The organism is Arthrobacter sp. UYCu723, from assembly GCF_054059215.1.
Map to the genome: position 1 here is coordinate 72,423 of NZ_JBSSBW010000002.1, position 17,488 is coordinate 89,910.

The 17,488-nt window shown below is 63.4% G+C and carries 18 protein-coding genes and 1 pseudogene; 10 read left to right on the forward strand and 9 right to left on the reverse strand.

Going from position 1 to position 17,488, the window contains the following annotated elements:
- Positions 1 to 239: 239 nt before the first annotated feature.
- Positions 240 to 485 carry a hypothetical protein gene (locus ACVWZ8_RS22550; protein WP_456506061.1) on the forward strand — a complete coding sequence of 82 codons (246 nt, stop codon included), beginning with the start codon at positions 240 to 242 and terminating at the stop codon, positions 483 to 485.
- A gap of 569 nt (positions 486 to 1,054) precedes the next feature.
- On the opposite strand, the pseudogene ACVWZ8_RS22555 reads toward ACVWZ8_RS22550, so the two are convergent.
- Positions 1,055 to 1,243, reverse strand: a pseudogene (locus tag ACVWZ8_RS22555) (transposase); the annotation flags it as partial.
- 370 nt (positions 1,244 to 1,613) lie between these two features.
- Between ACVWZ8_RS22555 and ACVWZ8_RS22560 the strand changes: the two are divergent.
- Positions 1,614 to 2,039 carry an IS3 family transposase gene (locus tag ACVWZ8_RS22560; RefSeq protein WP_456503405.1) on the forward strand — a complete coding sequence of 142 codons (426 nt, stop codon included), beginning with the start codon at positions 1,614 to 1,616 and terminating at the stop codon, positions 2,037 to 2,039.
- Here the strand turns inward: ACVWZ8_RS22560 and ACVWZ8_RS22565 are convergent.
- From ACVWZ8_RS22565 to ACVWZ8_RS22575, 3 genes are all read right to left on the reverse strand, one after another.
- A complete protein-coding gene (locus ACVWZ8_RS22565; RefSeq protein ID WP_456506062.1) occupies positions 1,957 to 3,228 on the reverse strand; it encodes a choice-of-anchor P family protein in 1,272 nt (423 codons plus the stop codon). The two genes, ACVWZ8_RS22560 and ACVWZ8_RS22565, sit on opposite strands and share 83 nt — an antisense overlap.
- A gap of 1,017 nt (positions 3,229 to 4,245) precedes the next feature.
- Positions 4,246 to 4,827: a recombinase family protein gene (locus tag ACVWZ8_RS22570; protein ID WP_456503407.1), complete on the reverse strand. Its 582-nt coding sequence runs from the start codon at positions 4,825 to 4,827 to the stop codon at positions 4,246 to 4,248.
- Positions 4,828 to 5,342: 515 nt separating this feature from the next.
- Positions 5,343 to 6,749, reverse strand: a complete 1,407-nt coding sequence (locus tag ACVWZ8_RS22575) for an IS1380 family transposase (protein ID WP_456503408.1) — start codon at positions 6,747 to 6,749, stop codon at positions 5,343 to 5,345.
- Positions 6,750 to 6,946: 197 nt separating this feature from the next.
- Here ACVWZ8_RS22575 and ACVWZ8_RS22580 point away from each other — a divergent pair, with 197 nt between their 5' ends.
- The 7 genes from ACVWZ8_RS22580 (at position 6,947) to ACVWZ8_RS22610 (ending at position 12,937) form a co-directional block, all read left to right on the forward strand.
- Positions 6,947 to 7,717: a hypothetical protein gene (locus tag ACVWZ8_RS22580; RefSeq protein ID WP_456503409.1), complete on the forward strand. Its 771-nt coding sequence runs from the start codon at positions 6,947 to 6,949 to the stop codon at positions 7,715 to 7,717.
- A 362-nt stretch (positions 7,718 to 8,079) separates the two neighbouring features.
- Positions 8,080 to 8,691: a recombinase family protein gene (locus ACVWZ8_RS22585; protein ID WP_456503410.1), complete on the forward strand. Its 612-nt coding sequence runs from the start codon at positions 8,080 to 8,082 to the stop codon at positions 8,689 to 8,691.
- Positions 8,692 to 8,732: 41 nt separating this feature from the next.
- The gene (locus ACVWZ8_RS22590; protein WP_456503411.1) at positions 8,733 to 10,160 is read left to right on the forward strand and encodes a Mu transposase C-terminal domain-containing protein; all 1,428 of its coding nucleotides are present in this window, start codon (positions 8,733 to 8,735) and stop codon (positions 10,158 to 10,160) included.
- Entirely contained in the window at positions 10,157 to 10,969 is an 813-nt protein-coding gene (locus ACVWZ8_RS22595) for an AAA family ATPase (protein ID WP_456503412.1), read from the forward strand. The genes ACVWZ8_RS22590 and ACVWZ8_RS22595 overlap by 4 nt, the downstream gene beginning before the upstream one ends.
- Before the next feature lie 108 nt (positions 10,970 to 11,077).
- Complete coding sequence (locus tag ACVWZ8_RS22600; RefSeq protein ID WP_456506063.1) at positions 11,078 to 11,668, forward strand: recombinase family protein; 591 nt, start codon at positions 11,078 to 11,080, stop codon at positions 11,666 to 11,668.
- Positions 11,669 to 11,758: 90 nt separating this feature from the next.
- Entirely contained in the window at positions 11,759 to 12,415 is a 657-nt protein-coding gene (locus tag ACVWZ8_RS22605) for a hypothetical protein (protein WP_456506064.1), read from the forward strand.
- Positions 12,416 to 12,631: 216 nt separating this feature from the next.
- A complete protein-coding gene (locus ACVWZ8_RS22610) occupies positions 12,632 to 12,937 on the forward strand; it encodes a putative quinol monooxygenase (protein WP_456506065.1) in 306 nt (101 codons plus the stop codon).
- Between the two features lie 6 nt (positions 12,938 to 12,943).
- Here ACVWZ8_RS22610 and ACVWZ8_RS22615 read toward each other — a convergent pair whose 3' ends face one another.
- Positions 12,944 to 13,666, reverse strand: a complete 723-nt coding sequence (locus tag ACVWZ8_RS22615; RefSeq protein ID WP_456506066.1) for an HAD family hydrolase — start codon at positions 13,664 to 13,666, stop codon at positions 12,944 to 12,946.
- A gap of 74 nt (positions 13,667 to 13,740) precedes the next feature.
- Here ACVWZ8_RS22615 and ACVWZ8_RS22620 point away from each other — a divergent pair, with 74 nt between their 5' ends.
- The gene (locus ACVWZ8_RS22620; RefSeq protein ID WP_456506067.1) at positions 13,741 to 14,436 is read left to right on the forward strand and encodes a FadR/GntR family transcriptional regulator; all 696 of its coding nucleotides are present in this window, start codon (positions 13,741 to 13,743) and stop codon (positions 14,434 to 14,436) included.
- Here ACVWZ8_RS22620 and ACVWZ8_RS22625 read toward each other — a convergent pair.
- From ACVWZ8_RS22625 to ACVWZ8_RS22640, 4 genes are read right to left on the reverse strand one after another with little or no spacing between them, the layout of a single operon-like run.
- Positions 14,433 to 15,092: a transaldolase family protein gene (locus ACVWZ8_RS22625; RefSeq protein WP_456506068.1), complete on the reverse strand. Its 660-nt coding sequence runs from the start codon at positions 15,090 to 15,092 to the stop codon at positions 14,433 to 14,435. The two genes, ACVWZ8_RS22620 and ACVWZ8_RS22625, sit on opposite strands and share 4 nt — an antisense overlap.
- Before the next feature lie 8 nt (positions 15,093 to 15,100).
- Positions 15,101 to 15,520, reverse strand: coding sequence for a D-ribose pyranase (gene rbsD / locus ACVWZ8_RS22630; protein ID WP_456506069.1), 420 nt, complete (start codon positions 15,518 to 15,520; stop codon positions 15,101 to 15,103).
- Positions 15,521 to 15,530: 10 nt separating this feature from the next.
- A complete protein-coding gene (locus ACVWZ8_RS22635; RefSeq protein WP_456506070.1) occupies positions 15,531 to 16,484 on the reverse strand; it encodes a ribokinase in 954 nt (317 codons plus the stop codon).
- A 25-nt stretch (positions 16,485 to 16,509) separates the two neighbouring features.
- Positions 16,510 to 17,379, reverse strand: a complete 870-nt coding sequence (locus tag ACVWZ8_RS22640) for a sugar phosphate isomerase/epimerase family protein (protein WP_456506071.1) — start codon at positions 17,377 to 17,379, stop codon at positions 16,510 to 16,512.
- Positions 17,380 to 17,488 lie beyond the last annotated feature (109 nt).

The window sequence follows — 17,488 nt, forward strand, 5'->3', positions numbered from 1 at the left end:
CATCCACGCCGCAGCAACGGCAGCTACCGAAATTTTAGTCACCAAAGAATTACGTACGTTCATGATATTCCCCCAAGTAAGAACCAAGAGACCTCCAACGGAGAGCCGCCGGCAGTCGCTCTTTCGGCTCAACACGGTTTCCCGGCGTTGATGGCACGAGCGAGACCGTCCCTGCCACTCAGACAGTACGCGAGCTTAAGCGGACGTTGCAACACCCCTTTTGATTCGAGGTGTTGACCGTGTGGTCGAAGAAACAACCGATTCCGGTCCGCTCGGCCATCGCCGCTGGCACCGCCCCCGGCGTGGTGAGCGTCCCGGCAGTCAACGATGACCTTGCTTTGGGCCGGCTCGTCACCATACCGCTGACAAAACTGTCCCTGCGAAGGCCCCTCACAGCGATCTGGCAGACCGGGAGCCTGCCACCCTCGGGCCCCGCCCGCGGGCTCGCAGCAATCGCGGCCGCCCCGGTTCCCCGGACACGGTGATTCGGCTCCTCGTCTCGAACTGCGAGACTGACGGCGGGGAGGGCCAAGGCACATCGCGTTGGGAAAGCTACGCGCAAAGCCTTCTGCAGAAACGACCCCAAACCGCCATTCTCAACTAAGAATCAAAGACACCCTCCGTAGCGTCAGCCCGGTATACGTCAAACCAGCCAGACCACTTGTCACCTTGGGTCAGCTATAGGAGTACCGGGCCATTAAGGGGTGTCGGAAAACGACCATCTACCGACACCCCGACCCTGGCGGCGACACGCCGCGAAATCCATGTCGAAAACCTGTGACTCTTCGTTGGGAATGGCGGTTAATTCACAGTTGGGGATGGCGGTTCTGCCGGTCACCGCAGGGTGGCGTCGCAGGTACGGGACACCGTTTCCCGGCTGGGCCTGCATTCGCGGATGAGCTGGGAGGGCCCTGCCCTCGATACCTGCACGCTGTTGCTCCTTGATCAGCGAGCGTTCGAACTCGGCGAAGGCGCCATGACCGGGAGCTAGGGGCCGCCATCGGGGAATCCGGCTCTTCGCGGTTCGTGGGGAAATGGATCTCTGAGATGAGCATCATGCCGCCGTCCGGACGGCACTTCTCAAGAGAATAACTGATTTGTAGTTGGCGGCGTTGCGGTACCCGCGGGCGGTGCGCTTGATGTTCTTGATCGAGGTGTTGTTGGCCTCGACCTTGCCCGTCGTGGCGCCGGTGATGATCAGCACCTCGATCTCTTTCCACCACCGGCAAACGGTGCGGTAGAGCCACGCCGCAGCTCGGGCACCCCGCCGGCTGGTCGGTTTCGACAATGACTTGCCGGCGGCCGGCCGCGACGGTGGTGGAGATGACGCGGTAGTCGGGCAGGTTGAAGAGGATGGTGGCAGCGTCGGCTGCGACCCCGGTAGGCTCGTTCAAGGCTCGTGGTCCTGTTCCAGGTTGAATGCTTAGACACACTCATCCCAGCAGGGCCACGGGCCCCTTTGTCTTCAACGACACGAACTCAATTCCCCACCAACCACGAAGAGCCGGGAATCCCCTCCGAAAACACGTCATTGAGCATGGCTCTGACAGCGCTCGAGTGCGGGCAGAAACCGCTCTTCATTTAGACCAGGGCTTCCAGTACCAGCATGTCTCGTGGCGGACTCTTCTGATCAGCGCCGGCGCCGTCCAATCGATGTCCCGCAAGGGCAATGCTACGACAACGCTGTGATGGAAAACTTCTTCGGACACCTCAAGGAAGAGCTCTTCCACCACGTCCGATTCCTCAGCACTGACGCACTGGCAGCGCAGCAAAAGGAATACATCCGCTGGTACAACACCGAAAGAATCTCGACAAAGCTCGAGGGTCTGAGCCCGGTGCAATACCGTGCTCAGACCCTCGCGGCTCAAGGTCTTGCTAGCCACTCCAACTTCGGGGACCAGTTCAAACCCAGACCGGGACCCCTTCACCCCGCCCTTGACAGACGAGCACTACATATCAGCTGCGCACGCCCGAGCTGGAGTAACCGATCTGAATCTTCGAGCCCGTCGGCAGGGAGCCGCGAGCCTGGTTCAGGATGATCTCGATCATGGTGACCGTGACGCTCGAGGACGTCTTGACCACCTTGTGCAGCGTGACCTGGCCGAGTCCCGGCACCTGAACCACCGTATTGGGGGCAACGGAGGCGTTGATCCCGGCAAACCCCTTGATCTTCAGATTAGTGAAGGTCGACGTATCGGTCAGGGTCACTGAGCCGCCCGAGGGAGCCCGGCTGGCCGAGGTTTCCGCCTTGATGGCGTCGACCGTGATCAAACCACCGAGGACGTTCAAACCCGCGAGCGTGTTGGTCACGGAGGCCTTGAGCGTTGGCGTCAGTGTTCCCGTGGTGTTGGTCGTGGCCGCACCCGCGGTCAGGACACCAGGGATGGTGGCTCCGGCAACGTTTGCCGTGCTGGTTCCGCCTGCGCACTTCACCGGAACGTAGGCCGTTGCGCCGGATCCCACCAGGCCGTTCAGCAGTGACGCCTTGGTGCTGAAGCCACTACCCGTGAGGTAGCCGGCTTGCGGTGGCGTGAGCCGGGCCGTGCTGACGCCGAGTCGGATATCCGTGCCGACCTTAAGACCGGGCAGGCCGGCCTTGAGGATCTGGACCCGCACAGCGGTGGTCGACACCTGATACGTGCCGTTGACCAGTCTTTTCTCCTGACCGTTGAGCGTGATCGTGCCGACCGAGCCAAGCGGCGGGACGTTGAGGTCGATGATGGTGTTGGGGGCCGGGTTAACGCCAATTGGCAGACCCAGTACCTTGAGGTTGGCAATCGTCGTCTTGTTGGCGCCCGAGAACGTGCCTGCGGTGCTCTTGTCGGCCGAGCTCTCGGACGTGATGGCGCCGGCTGTGATCAGTCCACCCAGCAGGTTGGCCCCTGCTACCGTCGAACTCGCTTCGGCCCGTTTGCCCGTGGTCGTCAGGAGCGTCCTGACGCTTGTCGTGGCGACACCGACCGTACCGACTGCTGGGACATTCACGGCCGCAGCGTTGTTGGTGGACGTTTTGCCGGTGGCCGAGGTGCATGAGATGAGCGAGTAGGCCGTCGGACCCGAAACGAGGGATTTGTCGGCATTGACAATGTAGGATCCGTAGGCCGAGACCGAGAACCCGGTCTGAACCTGCGTGGGCGTGACGCTGGAGTCGGTGGCTTGGGCGGAGGCGAGAGGCCCCGCAGCCACTAGCGCGAGCGCTCCCATGAATGCAACCAGTATTCGTTTCATATTTCTCCCCCGAAGTTGTAAAAGATTTATCCTGTCGTGGTGTTCACAATGGCTGCTGCGGGGTGGCTCCCGTCCAGCATGAGTGACATGCAGACCAAGAAAGACATGGCCAGCCGCGTACGCAACTTATCAGCAAAGCGAAGCATGATCCGCCAATAGAATTGTCTGCGCCGGACCGGCCCGTTCGAATACGCTGTGATCCTAACCGCAAATCCCACTGGAGACCTAGTAATTTCCATATAATTTTTTTGTACTCGCGTGACGGAGTCAGTAGCGGGGTAACTCGCGGCAGTTTTAACCGGGAACGTGTCATATCGGACCTGACTCCTAACGGACCTCCTGAGTGGTTGGTCGAAGTTCCGAGGGCGCGATTCGACTCTTGGTGTCCCGCCCGGACTAGAAGTAGCACCTGAAGATGGAGGTCACGGATACCAGTGACAGGACGGTATCCCAGTCGGAATGCTGTCTGAGGGGACGAATTGAATTCGCCGTGGCTTCTCGCCTTCGACTGAGTGGTGTCCGATGTCGCGACGACCATACGTGGTTGCCTCCATCAGACCGACCACCAACGCAGTATCGAGCAGGGCATACAGGAGCGGTGATTTCCGTCGTCGATCTTGACCTGGGGACGCCTAGCCTCGGTTTTTCATGAGGTGGCGCTCGTCGGGGTGTGTTTAAACAACGAAAAGTGCTCCTGGGAAAATGTAGTTACCAGACAACACTAAATTCCGTCCGGACAGAAATATAATTCCGTCTGGAGAGAATTATTTCTCTCGGCGGTCCCGTATCGCTTCATCGAGGCTAAGCCACCCACACCCGCTCTCTTCCGTCCTGATTCAAAAACGACCGTATCTGCTACAAATGAGCCAACTCATCAAAGTGTCGGTTTCAGAAGTCGGCTGCACTGGATCCCGCGGAAGTACGGGGCGGGTGCAGAGGACTGTTGACATCGGGTTGTCAGAAGTCCTGTGCACCGTCATCCAAATGTTCAGAAGTCTCGTGCACCAACAGCAGCAGCTACGGAGTTGAAACCTTGACGGTCTTCGTTGCCGGGACCCAGCGGTAGAGGGTAGGTACAGAGACGCCGAGGTTCTTGGCGACTTCCTTGGGCGGCGTGCCCTCGCTGAGGAGCTTTCGTGCGGAGCGGATTTTGGAATCCGTCATGACGCGTTTGCGGCCACCGACCCTGCCTTGTTCCCTCGCCGCCCGCAGGCCGGCCTGGGTACGTTCGACCATAAGCTCCCGTTCCATCTGGGCCAGCGATGCCATCACGTTGAAGAAGAAGCGCCCGGAAGCGGTCGTGGTGTCGATAGCGTCAGTCAGGCTGATAAAACCAATGCCGCTTTCGTTCAGGCTGCTGGCGAAGTCCAGGAGGTCTTTTACGCTCCGGCCGAGACGGTCCAGCTTCCAGACGATGAGGGTATCGCCCTCCCGGAGCGCATCCAGTGCCTTGGCGAGACCGGGGCGGCCGGCCTTGGCCCCGCTCATCGTGTCTTCAAAGATGCGGTCGCATCCTGCGGCCCGCAGCGCATCGCGCTGGAGGTCAAGATTCTGGTCCCGTGTGGAGACTCTGGCGTAGCCGATACGGTGTGCGGCCATATGGGTTTCTCTTCTCAAAACTCGATTCGGGCTCCTGGCTCGACTGTACAGTTTCGAGAACTATTTATGAGAACCATGGGCCCTGGGGCGGCTTTTCGTCACAATGGCGGTTTCCCGCAGAACGGCGTGGCTTTCCGGCTCCGCACGGGAAGCGCCGTCATTCTCGATTTCAAGGTGTTCTTGAAATCCTTCGTTTAAGAGAACCAATTCAATGGGGAGCACACCTCTGCGGGGCATCTCACCAACAGTCCCGAGAGCGGCTTTTCAGGCACAGGGGGGCTGGATTCGTGGCGAACCAGCGGGGATGACCACAGTCGCCGGCGGGTATTCCGGTCTTCCCAGAACCTTGAAGCGGGCTCATGGCCTTAGCCTTGATCCACCGATCGGCAGCCGGTCCCGGGCGTAATTCCGGGCTGGCTGCGGTGAGGTGTTTGGGCATGGTGGATCATCCGGCCTCGCTGTCGGGGTGTTCCACTGGTGGTCCTGGTTGCGCCGTGTGGCTGGTTGGTGTGGGTTCAGGCCGGTTGTGGCGGCGGGTAGAGGTGCTCGAAGAGGCCCTGCCATGCTGTTTGCCAGGGCCAGGCTTCGGGGAGATGAAGCCGGATTTTCCGGGCGCTGGTGGCGATGCGGGCCGGGACGTGGATGAGTTTGCGGCGGATCGTGCCGGTCCGGGCCTTGCCGAAGGGGCCTGCGGCGAGGAGCCCGGCGGCGCGGGTGAGGTTATAGGCCATGACCGCGGCAACCAGCCAGGCGGAGTTCGCCGCGAAAACACCTGAGGGCATATGAGCCAGCGCACTGTCCTTCAGATCGGCGTTCACCTGCTCGATCTGAGCGTGTTTGCGGTGGGTTTGGTCCGCGGCGACAGTGTCCAGAACCTTGGCGTCCACGGTGGTGAAGAACGCGTGGTGCCGATGGGTTTCAAACAAGGTGGGTTGTCCGTCGCTGGCTTTCTTGTTCAGTTCCGGGATGCGGCGCACCACCAGCCGGCCGGTGACCTGCTCGGCCTTTTTCCGGGAGGAGAACGCGGTGAACACGGTTTCGGCGACCTCAGCCTTCGAGACCCAGGTGTTGGTGGTCTCGTCGAAGACCGCGTCGGTGTATTCGATCATTTCCCATGCCGTCTCCGGGATCCCGGCGATAGCCCGTTTGACGGCCGGGTCCATGCGCACGGTCACCGAGACCTCGGCCCCGCCGGCCAGCGCGGCGGAAACCGCTGCATGGCCATAGAAGGCCGAATCGAACCGGCAGAGCACCCGCCCGCGACTCTGCCCTCCGGTCTGGAGGCCTTTGAGCGTGGACAGGGCATCGGTGATCAGGCGTTTGGCTCCGCGGGCCGAGTTCGCCGCGCCCTTGCGCAGCCGCTGGGCCGCGATTACCGGGGCGGTGTCTTTGGTGGAGACCGTGGCCAGCAGGGCGTTCAGGCCGCGGACCCCGGAGTACCCGTAGCCGGAACCCTGCTTGGCGTAGCCGTGGACCTCGATGATCGTGTCGTCAACATCGACGAACACGAAGTCCTCCGCCCCGGGGCTCCCGAGCAGCGGGGCCCGGGTCCCCAGGCCGGCCAGGAAACGGGAGGCGACAGCGTCCAGTTGGCGCACGTGCCCGAACGTGAAGGACCGCAGGAACGAGCCCAGGGTCGAGGGCGCGTAGCAGGCGGTGAAGAGCCGCTTCATCCCGCCGTGGCGCAACAGGGTCATGTCATCAATCGAGTCTGCCCCGGCGACCATCCCGGCGACCAGGGAAGCGACTTTCAGCCCGGCGTTCGCGCCCTTATCCGTCGGCACCGTCAGCCAGTCCTGGGCGAGCTCGTGCAGCCCGGCGTCCCGGGCCAGCGTCATGACCGGCAGCAGCCCGGCAGCCGACACGAGATTGGGCTCGTCAAAGGAAACCGACACCGCGGATGGTTTGTGGGAAACTTGCATCTACGAGATGGCCTCTTTTCGGTGAAAAATGAGTTCTAGACAAACTTCATTTTCCTTGAAAAGGCGGCCATTCTCGGTTTAAAACGCCGACGTAGCCCCAATCAACATCGGTGGATCAAGGCTTAGTACCTACCCCTTGTAGCCGCTGACACGTGGGCGTAACGTGCCCATCACAAAGCTCGCCCTTGGAGGCCTCCATGTCCTCGCTGCTACGCCGCGCTATAGCCTTGGCATCGATCTTGTCCGTCGGACTACTCGGGCCCGTCGGCCTCTCGGCTTGCACCGCCACCGAGGCACCGCCCCCCGCATCGACTACCGAGACGCCGCCCCCCGCATCGACTACGGAGGCTCGCACGGTCCCACCGCTGCCCACGGTTTCACCGCTGCCGGACAGCGGCGACATCGACGCTGGTACATACCTCGTCACCAGCTTCGCAGAGAATTTCGAGATCACCGTCCCAGACGGCTGGTCGGCCGACGGCGATGGCCTGGGAAAGGACGACCCGGATCACCCGGATGATATGGCGGTTTTCGTGGGTTGGTGGCCCTCCGACCATGTGCCGACGGACGCATGCGCGTGGCAGGGCGCGCTCGTCGAGGTCAATCCGTCGGCTAAGGCCTTCGTCGACGCGATGACGGCCCAGACGTCAACGTCCAGCACCCCTCCCGTCGAGGTCGTGGTGGGCGATTACTCCGGTGTCGAGTTCGACCACTCCGTCGAGGGCGACGTGGACATCAAAGCCTGCGACAACGGTCAGTTTTGCGTTCACTCAGAATACTCGAACCTATGCACCCGCTGGTACTCGACCGCCGCTGAGCGGGAAACCTACCGGGTGGTCAACCTGAACGGCCAGCGCGCCATGTTCTGGGTGGTTCAATTCCACGAATCGATCAATCCAGAGCTGACCAGAGAAGCACGCACCGTCTTCGACTCGATCGTGTTCAAGGTCCGACAGGTTACCAGCTGATGCGATAGGCGATCCCGCCTGCGGGGCGCCGACCCCGCCTCCGTCATTTTCAGAAGCTGACTGCCACTGACTTCCCCGTGATTTCGGGGGTAGTGCGGATGACTTCTGAACACTGGCTGCTCGATACTCCTCTGCACTAACGCCGCTTCTGCTCGATACTCCTCTGCACTAAGGTCACTTCGGCCACGGCACTCTGCCGCCCAATGGCTTTAGTGCAGAGGACTTCTGACATTCAGTGCAGACGACTTCTGAAAATGACACAAAGAGATTCAATGCCCCCGCGATTCTTGTAGCGAAACTCTGTGCCGGTTTCTATGTGCCGGTTCTTCTGCTAATTGACGGGTATTGGTACATTTGGGCGCATGGGACATCTGTTGGGCTATGCCCGTGTATCGACCGGTGATCAGGACGCGGCTCTGCAGCAGGATGCGTTGAAGGCTGCCGGTTGCTACCGGATCTTCACCGACACGGCTTCCGGGTCTCTGGAGTCCCGGCCTGAACTGACGAAGGTTCTGGATCAGCTCCGGCCCGGGGACACGCTGGTTGTGTGGCGGCTGGACCGGCTCGGCAGGTCCATCCGGCATCTGATCGACCAGCTGGCCGATCTTCAAGAGCGTGGCATTGGGTTCCGGTCCCTGCAGGAGGCAATCGACACTACGTCTTCAGGCGGACGTCTTGTCTTTCACGTGTTCGCGGCACTGGCCGAATTTGAGCGGGATCTGATCCGTGAGCGGACCAACGCAGCCCTTCAGGCTGCGCGGGCGCGCGGGCGCGTTGGTGGCCGGCCCCAGTTGCTGACGAAGGACAAGCTCCGGACCGCCCGCCGGATGTATGAGCAGAAGGATATGACGGTCGAGAAAATCGGCGAGGTTCTGGGCGTCAGCCGGACCACCGTTTACCGGGCACTCCGGCGCGAGCCGGCCCCTGCTGCGCCGCGGCGGCGTTCAACAGCCACACAGAAAACAGTCCGGTGACGGCCGGAGGCAGCGGCACCCTCACCGGGGACACTGCCTCCATGCCTGATCAGACAGCGTTGGTGCGCTGGCAGATCCTGCGCCGGCATATCGAAGAGGGCGTGCCGCTGACGACCCTCGCGGCACACGAAGGCATCGGGCTTCGGACACTGCAACGCTGGCACGCGGCCCACAAACGCGACGGCATCGACGGACTGGCCACAGCCAACCGCGGGACCACCCGACGCAGGAGCACCCCCGAGCTAGTCGCACTCATTGAAGGTCTGGCCCTGGTGAAACCGCCTCTGCCTATAGCTGCCATCGCCCGCAAAGCCAACCGCGTCGCCGCCGGCCACGACTGGCCGCCCCTCTCCTACAGCACGGTCCGCTCCATCACCACGGGCCTTGACCCCGGCATGAGAATGCTCGCCCAGAAGGGAACGGCCGCCTACCGGGACACCTATGAACTGGCCTGGCGGCACCGGGCCGAACGCCCCAATGCCATCTGGCAGACAGACCACACCGAACTGGACATCCTTGTCCTGGACGCAAACCTTAAACCCGGGCGTCCGTGGCTGACCACGATCATGGACGACTACTCCCGCGCGATCTGCGGCTACATGCTCTTCCTTGGAGCACCGTCCGCCCTGAACACCGCGCTGGCACTGCGGCAGGGAATCTGGCCCAAAGCCGGCACAGGGTGGCCGATGTGCGGGATCCCCGACGTTCTCTACGTCGACCACGGCTCAGACTTCACCAGCCATCACCTGGCCCAAACCGCGAAGGACCTGCACTTCGAAATCACCTACTCAACGGTCGCAAGACCCCAAGGGCGGGGAAAGATCGAACGGTTCTACGGCACCATTAATACGGAGCTGCTGGCCGAACTGCCCGGACGCCTGGCCCGCGGGCACCCGCACCCGGCGCCGGTACTGACACTCAAGGAGCTGGACACGGCGATCAGCCGTTTCATCTCGGAGGACTACCACCAGCGCGAGCACCCCGAGATCAGGACAACACCGCATGATGCCTGGGTAGGTGATGGCTGGCTGCCCCGGCTTCCGGCATCCATGGACGAGCTGAACCTGCTCCTGTTGACCGTGGCCAAACCCCGGATCGTCCACCGCGACGGCGTGCACTTCCAAGGACTCAGATACGTCTCGCCCCTGCTGGCCGCCTATGTCCGCGAACCCGTCGTTGTCCGCTACGACCCGCGGGACGTGACCGAGATCCGCGTCTTCCACAAAAACCAGTTCATCTGCAAAGCCGTGGACCCCGACCACGAAACCTCCACCCTCACCCTGAAGGACATCCAGGCCGCACGATCGGCGCGCCGCAGGGAACTGCGCGGACAAATCAACCAGCGCATCGCCGTCGTGGCCCGGCACCTGCCGGACCTGGCATCAGCGAAACCGGCTCCCGCCCCGGCCCCTGTTGATCAACCCAAGAAGCGCCCGAAGCTACGCACCTACCTGGAGGATGACCGATGACAATACAAAGCTTCATTGCCACCAAGGAGCACCGCCGGTTTGTGGAGTTCGCGGACGCGGTGCGCCGCCAGCATACGATCGGCATCTGCTACGGACAGGCCGGGATCGGAAAGACGCTCTCCGCCAGACGCTACGCGAACTGGCACAAGGCGCAGAAGCTCCTGGAGGAGTGGGGACCCCGGGAAGAATCCGATCACCAGGTCTACGCCGCACTCGCCCGCTCACGCACCGTCTTCTACACCCCCGCCGTGCTCACCACACCCAAACAGATCCACGCGGATATCGAGCACACCAACTCACGCGTGTCGATCTGCGTGGACCAACACCTGTCAGACATTGGCAAGGGGACAGGGCCCCACACCCGCGTCAACAAATATGTCGAGCTGCTCATCATTGACGAGTCTGAGCGGCTCAACGCCACCGCGCTGGAACTGCTGCGCGACCGCTACGACCGGGACAACATAGCCCTGATCCTCATCGGCATGCCCGGGATTGAAAAATTGTTCAGCCGCTACGCACAGCTCTACAGCAGGGTCGGCTTCGCCCACGAATACCGCCCACTCGCACAGGAAGAACTGAATTTCGTCCTCGAGCGCCGATGGCACAAACTCGGCCAGACCCTGAACCCCGAAGATTTCACCGATGCCCAAGCCATCGCCGCCGTCGCCCGGATCACCCGAGGCAACTTCCGCCTCATCGACCGGCTCTTCACCCAAATCGAACGGGTCATGAAAATCAATGAACTCAGCACCATCACCGACGACGTCGTTGAGGCCGCACGCTCAACCCTCGTCATCGGAATCAGTTAGAACCGCCAAACCGAACTGTGAAAAAACCGCCATTGCCAACTAACAGTCACAAAAACCCGCGCCGGAAATCAACGTCGGCAAACCCTGCGGTACGGGTATTATCGACACATGTTGATCGGATATGCGCGCGTCTCCACCGCCGACCAAAACCCCGACCACCAAACGGACGCCCTCGCCCGCGCCGGCGTCGACCCGGCCAACATTTACCTCGACCACGCCAGCGGTGCCAAAGCCAGCAGGCCCGAGCTCGACAAGGCCCTCGCCTCCGCCAACCGGGCCGGTGACCAGCTCGTCATCACCCGCCTCGACCGACTCGGCCGGTCGGTACTCCACCTCGTCACCCTCGGCGCAGATCTCCGGGAACGTGGTGTGGGATTACGTGTCCTCGAGCAAGGCATCGACACCACGACCGCGGAAGGTCGGGCAATGTTCGGGATGCTCTCCGTCCTCGCCGAACTCCAACGAGAACTCATCATCGCCAACACCCGCGACGGCCTCGCGGCCGCCCGCGCCCGCGGACGAACCGGAGGAAGACGCCCCAAACTCACCCCCGACCAGGCCCACCACGCCCAACAGCTCTACGACGCCGGGGACCACACCGTTCAACGCATCGCCGATCTGCTTCAGGTCCCGCGCTCCACGATCTACGGCCACCTAAACAAAACAAGCATCGGACGACGCCCCACCCCAGCCCGGTGACCCGGCGTAACAGCGGTACCGGCCAGAACCTCTAATACCTGGCCCCACCGGCTTAGCGTGACTTTCCCGAGCATTGGTCCTCAAGCCCCGATGCGCGAACAGGACCAGCGCACCATCGCCGCCGCCGAAGAACACCAAGCGCGGCAGCTGCAGGAACGCTTCGACGCCCAGCGTGCAGCAGCCCGGGCCCAGCTGGCGCCGGTGGCCCGCGAGGACTGGTGGGACAAAGCCACCCCCGAGATGATCGAACGCGTCCACGAGACCGCCACGGCATGGAAGGCCTACGACCCCGAAGCTGCCCAGGCAGCAGAGAAGATCAGCGAGCAAGTGCAGGCCCGCTACGGCATCGACGTGAACAACACCGGCGCCGACGAAGCGTCCGTTTCCGAGGCCCTTGCCCGGGCACAGCAGGCCCGCCTTGAGGCCGAAAGTGAACGGACCAAAGCCTCGGCCGCGCGCACCGATGAAGTAGTGGCCGGCGCAGCAGTTGCCGGCGCCAACCGACAGGACCGGGCAGATAGAAGCGTACCGGCGTGGGACTCCGCCGAACGACGCCAGCAGCTGGCCCAAGGCCTGGAAGGCAAGGGCGACCGTGAAGCCGTAAACTCACGGCTCCTGGCAGACAAGCACCAGGGCACCCACCCCTCGGCTGCTGTTGCGCAGAAACCGTCGCTGGCGAAGACATCAAAGATCTCCAAGCAGAGCGGCAAGGGTCGGCTACTGGAACGCGGAGGACTCGAACGCTGAGACTCCCAGGTACGAAAGAGGGGGACCGCCCCCGGTCGTTCCTCTTCCTCTCTTTGGGCCTGAATATTTCGCTGATGCGCCGCTCACTTAGTTAGCAGGCGCCCGGGCCGGACATCAAAGACCCGACGCCGGGCGCCTGGGAGGGCGGCGGCGTTGCAGCCTCGGTATGGCCGCTCGGACGGCTAGAGTCGGATCCACCGAGGGAGAGGAAGGCCAGTGCCTGTTGCTTTGTACGCTGAATTTACGGTCAAAAACGGTTCGGAGGACCGGGTCGCGGAAATGATGGCCGAGCTGACTGCCAGGGTCCGCGGGGAGAGTGGAAACCTCGTCTTTGACCCGCATACCCGTCGTGGAAATCCGAATGCCTACTTTGTGTATGAGATCTACCGCGACGAGGTGGCGTTCCAGGCGCACATCGCCGCGGAGCACAGCAAGATCTTCAACGCCGAGCTGGGCGGCCTCATCGAAGAAGATGGCTCGCAGCTCAGCTGGCTGACCCCAGTGGCGGCAATCGCATACTAGGCGCTCTCAGTCCTGGGCCCCTTCGGCGCGGGCGTGGCCCGAAGCGGCGATGATCGCGTGCAGGTCAGGGACGCCGCGGCCTTCCAGGGTGGGCCAGATGGTCAGCCCGTCGGCGGCGGCCAGCGGCACAAGGTGCGGAACACCGAGCGTCGGCAGTCCGGCTGCCCGTGCCGCGCGGGTTCCGGGCAGCGAGTCCTCGATGGCTAGGACGCGCCGGCTGGACAGCCGCGGCCGGGTGCGTTCGAGGTGGCGGAACGCGGTCTGGTAGGCCTCGGGATGCGGCTTGCCCTGCGAAACCATGTCCCCGGTGACGGCTAACTCGAAGCTGGTGGCCGGAAAGTGGTTCAGGATGTCGCCAACTATGTGGCGGTGGGACATGGTCACGAGCACGCACGGCACGCCGTGTGCCCGGAGGCCGGCCAGCAGCTCCGCGGCACCGGGACGCCAGTGAACGCTTTCGCTGATGCGGTCCCGGACGCCGGCCGTGACCCGCCGGGCGATCTCTTCGAAGGACAGGCGAACGCCCGCGCGTTGCAGGGCCTTGATCGAATCCGCCTGGGAGCGTCCCATGATCGACAGGGCCTGGGCCTCGGTCCAGGTTCCGCCGAAGCTCTGGACCAGTTCTGTCTGCACCGCCGTCCAGTGGTGTTCGGTGTCCACCAGCGTGCCGTCGAGATCCCAGAAGACCGCCTCGAGCTCAATCTCCTGGCTGCGGATGATGGGTTCCACGCTGCTCCTTGCCTCTGTGCCCGGTCCGGGATGGGCTGCATCGGGTCATTCCGGCGGTGAACTATGCTGGGTGAATGGCCCTAACGGATGATGCGATCGCCAGAATCAAGGACATGATTCTCACCGGCGAGTTGTCGCCCGGAGACAAACTCCCTCCGGAAAATGACCTGAGTGAAAAGCTGGGGCTCTCCCGCAGTTCCCTGCGGGAGGCCGTGAAGGCCCTCGAAACCATTAGGGTACTGGATGTCAGGCGCGGTGACGGGACCTATGTCACGAGCCTCGAGCCGGCCCTGTTGAAGGAATCCGTGGCGTTCATGGTCGACCTCAGCCGTGATTCGTCGGTCCTTGAACTGCTCGAGGTGCGGCGGATCCTGGAAGCCTCTGCGGCGTCGCTCGCGGCGCAGGCAATCTCGCCGGAGCAGCTCGCGCTGCTCCACAAGGAGATCGACGACGTCGACGTCGACTCCGCGGAAAACCTGGTCGAACATGACCTGAACTTCCATGCGCTGATTGCAGAGGCCTCGGGCAACTCGTATCTGGCCGGCCTGCTTTCCGGCCTCAACAGCCGCACCGTACGGGCACGGGTGTGGCGCGCGCTGACCCAGGAAGACGCTGTCGCCCGGACGCTCGCAGAGCACCGGGCGATCGCGGACGCCCTGGCGAACCACGATGCCGACCTGGCCCGGGCGCTCACGATCGTCCACGTCAGCGGCGTCGAGCACTGGCTCAAGCGCTCATTGCCAGCCAAACAGGACCGGCCCCGGTCCTAGCTGTTCACGCTCATCCGCGCGGATTCGGCTTCGAAAACTTCGACGGCGGCGGCCGTCAGCGGATCCGAAAAGAACTTGTGCCATGTGGCCGGTGCCAGGGTGAAATGTGAGACCCCCAGCTGTGCCAGCGCCGAGATCTGGGCCGTCTCCCGCAGGCTTGCCACGAGGAGCTTCAGCGGCGAGGCTCCGGCGGTGATGCACTGCTGGATGGCTGCGATTTCTCCGGTCCCGTCGCGGCCCGCGTCGTTCATCCGGCCCAGGTACGGGGCCAGGAACTCTGCGCCGGCGGCCATGGCGGGCAGCGCCTGCTCCCGCGCGTAGACGGCCGTGACCAGCACCCGCACGCCCCTGGTCGCCAGCGCCCTGGCTGCCGCGACGCCATCGGCGGTGGCGGGAACTTTCACCACGAGATTGTTGCCCAGCGAGTGGATCCAGGCGCCACGGTCCTCCAGCTCGGCTCGGGTGGAACCCCAGGCCTGGACGAATATCGTGCCGGCGCCGGCCGCGCCCGCCCAGTCAACCAGCTCGGGAATCTGTCCGTTTGGCAGCCCTGCTCCGGCGAGGATACTGGGGTTCGTGGTCAGGCCCGCGAACAGGCCGCTGCCCAACAGCGGTTCGGCCTCGGCCCGGGATGCCGTGTCCAAATAGAAATGCATCGGTCCTCCTAGTCCTTGCCGGGGCCGTAGGCGACGCCGGCATGCAGGATGACGTTTGCGTATGGGGTGAACTCGCCGGAGCGCACGGCCGCGCGGGCCGCGGCCGTCTTCGCCTTGAACTCGACATGCGGGACGAACTCCGGGACGACGCCTGCCGCCTCGAGGCGCTCCAGGATCTGGGCCAGCATCGCCGGGCTCGCTTCGCGGAGCTCCTCGGCGAGGGTCGCACCTTCGATCACAACCTCCGCGAGCACGGCATCGAGGACATTGAGGAACGGTGGTTCGGAGGGGAAGTAGGCCAGGTCCACGCGCTCGACGCCGGCGGGGATGGGCAGGCCCGCGTCAGTGACCGCGAGGGTGTCTGTGTGTCCGGTCTCGGAAACGATGCGCGAGAGCTGTCCGTTCAGGATTCCGTGGTTCTTTCTCATGCGGGTACTCCTAGTGGCTGGGGTCGTTGTCGGAAAGGAAGAGCTCGACGTCTGCAGCGGAGGGCAGGCTGGGGGAGGCCCCCTTCTTGGTGACCGCCAGTGCGCCCGCGGCCATCGCGCGCCGGATCGCGTCGTCAATGGGCAGGCCGGCGGCGAGGGAAGCACCGAGGTAGCCGGAGAACGCGTCCCCGGCGGCCGTGGTGTCCACCGCGGTGACGGGGAAGGACTCGAAGACGGCCTGCCGGTCGGCGGTGACGAGGACTGCCCCGGCGGAGGCGAGGGTGATGATGGCGCCTCCGGTTCCCTGCGCCAGGAACCATTCCCCGGCGCGAATGGCGCTGGTCTGGTCCGTGACCGGAATTCCGGTGATCAGGCTCGCCTCCGTCTCGTTGGGCGTCACGTAGTCCACGCTCGCCCAGGTCCGCTGGTCCAGTGCGGCGGCCGGCGCCGGGTCCAGGATGACCGTCAGGCCGGCGGCCCGGGCGGCCCGGACCGCGTGTGCGGCAGCTTCCAGAGGGATTTCCAGCTGGGTCAGCAGTACCGACGCCCTGGGCGCCAGCCGGGTGATCGCGGCGGTGATCTGTTCCGGCCCCAGATGGTCATTGGCTAGCGGCACCATCACAATGTCGTTTTCGCCGGAGTCGTCCACCCTGATGTGCGCGATCCCGGTAGGGGCCTCGACCACGCGCAGTTCGCTGGTGTCGACGCCGTAGTCCTCCAGCCCTCCTGTGACCAGCGGCCGGAAGAGGTCGTTGCCCACGCACCCCACAATGAAGGAGGGCGCACCGGCGAGTCCTGTCGCGACGGCCTGGTTGGCGCCTTTACCGCCCAGCAGCAGGGTGAACTCCTCGCCGAGGATGGTTTCCCCTCTTTTGGGCAGTCTTTTTGAGAAAGTCGTGACGTCCGCAGTGATGCTTCCGACAATGATGACGCCTTCTCGGCCGTCGTCTCCCTCGTTTGTCATATGTTAGTCCTTATAGGTCAGATGTTTAGTGCTTTTCTATGGAGGCGACCGACGTCAGCTGGCTGCGGATGAAGCCGTTGGCGTGGGCGCCCAGATCGGCCGAATCGTCCCACAGGTTGCGCCACACGCCCAGGGTGTTGCTCAGGTGATCGTCCACTACGGCGGAGGAGAAGGACTCGAAGACCACCGGGCCGTCGTAGCCAACGAGGGCCAGGCCGCGGAAGAAGGCGCCGAAGTCCACGCTGCCGGACCCGAGGTAGCCGCGGTGGCTCTCTCCGATGTGCACGTAGCCCAACTTGTCGCCCGCCGCGAGCACAGGGCTCAGCAGGTCCGGTTCCTCGATATTCATGTGGTAGGTGTCCAGATGCAGGTAGACGTTGGGGTGGCCGATCTCCTCGATGAACGCCAAGGCCTGCCGGCCGGTGTTGAGCAGGTTGCTTTCGTACCGGTTGACCACCTCCAAGCCGAGGCGGATGCCGAGTTCGCCCGCGCGCTCCGCGACCCGCCGCAACGCCTCGGCGCTATTGCGCCGGCCGGCCTCGGTGGCGGGCCTGGAATACTTCCGCATGGCACTGTAGATCACGCCGCACAGGTAGTCCGCCTCGAGGTCATGCACGATCTCCAGGCACTTGTTCAGGATTTCTTCGCCCCTTGCGAACACGGACGGATCCTCGCTGCTGAGGTCGCTCTGCGCCGTCAGGCCCAGCGAGGCGGTGGCGGCCAGCCCATGCTCCTTGAGGGAGCGGGAGGCCTGCTTGGGGTCGAAGGACCAGGGGTCCATGAGCGGGATTTCCAGCAAGTCGAAGCCCGCTTCCGACGTCATGCGCGCTGACTTCGCGAAAGAAATCGGGTCCAGCGAGCCGTTCCAGACCAGGCTGTGGCAGCCAATCATCATATGTTTCTCCCATAACGATTGCTAAACATCCGACCAAAGGGTGTGTTTTGGATCATATTTGACCTTACTATAGTTATGGGCCGACGATAGATACATCACAATACAAGTT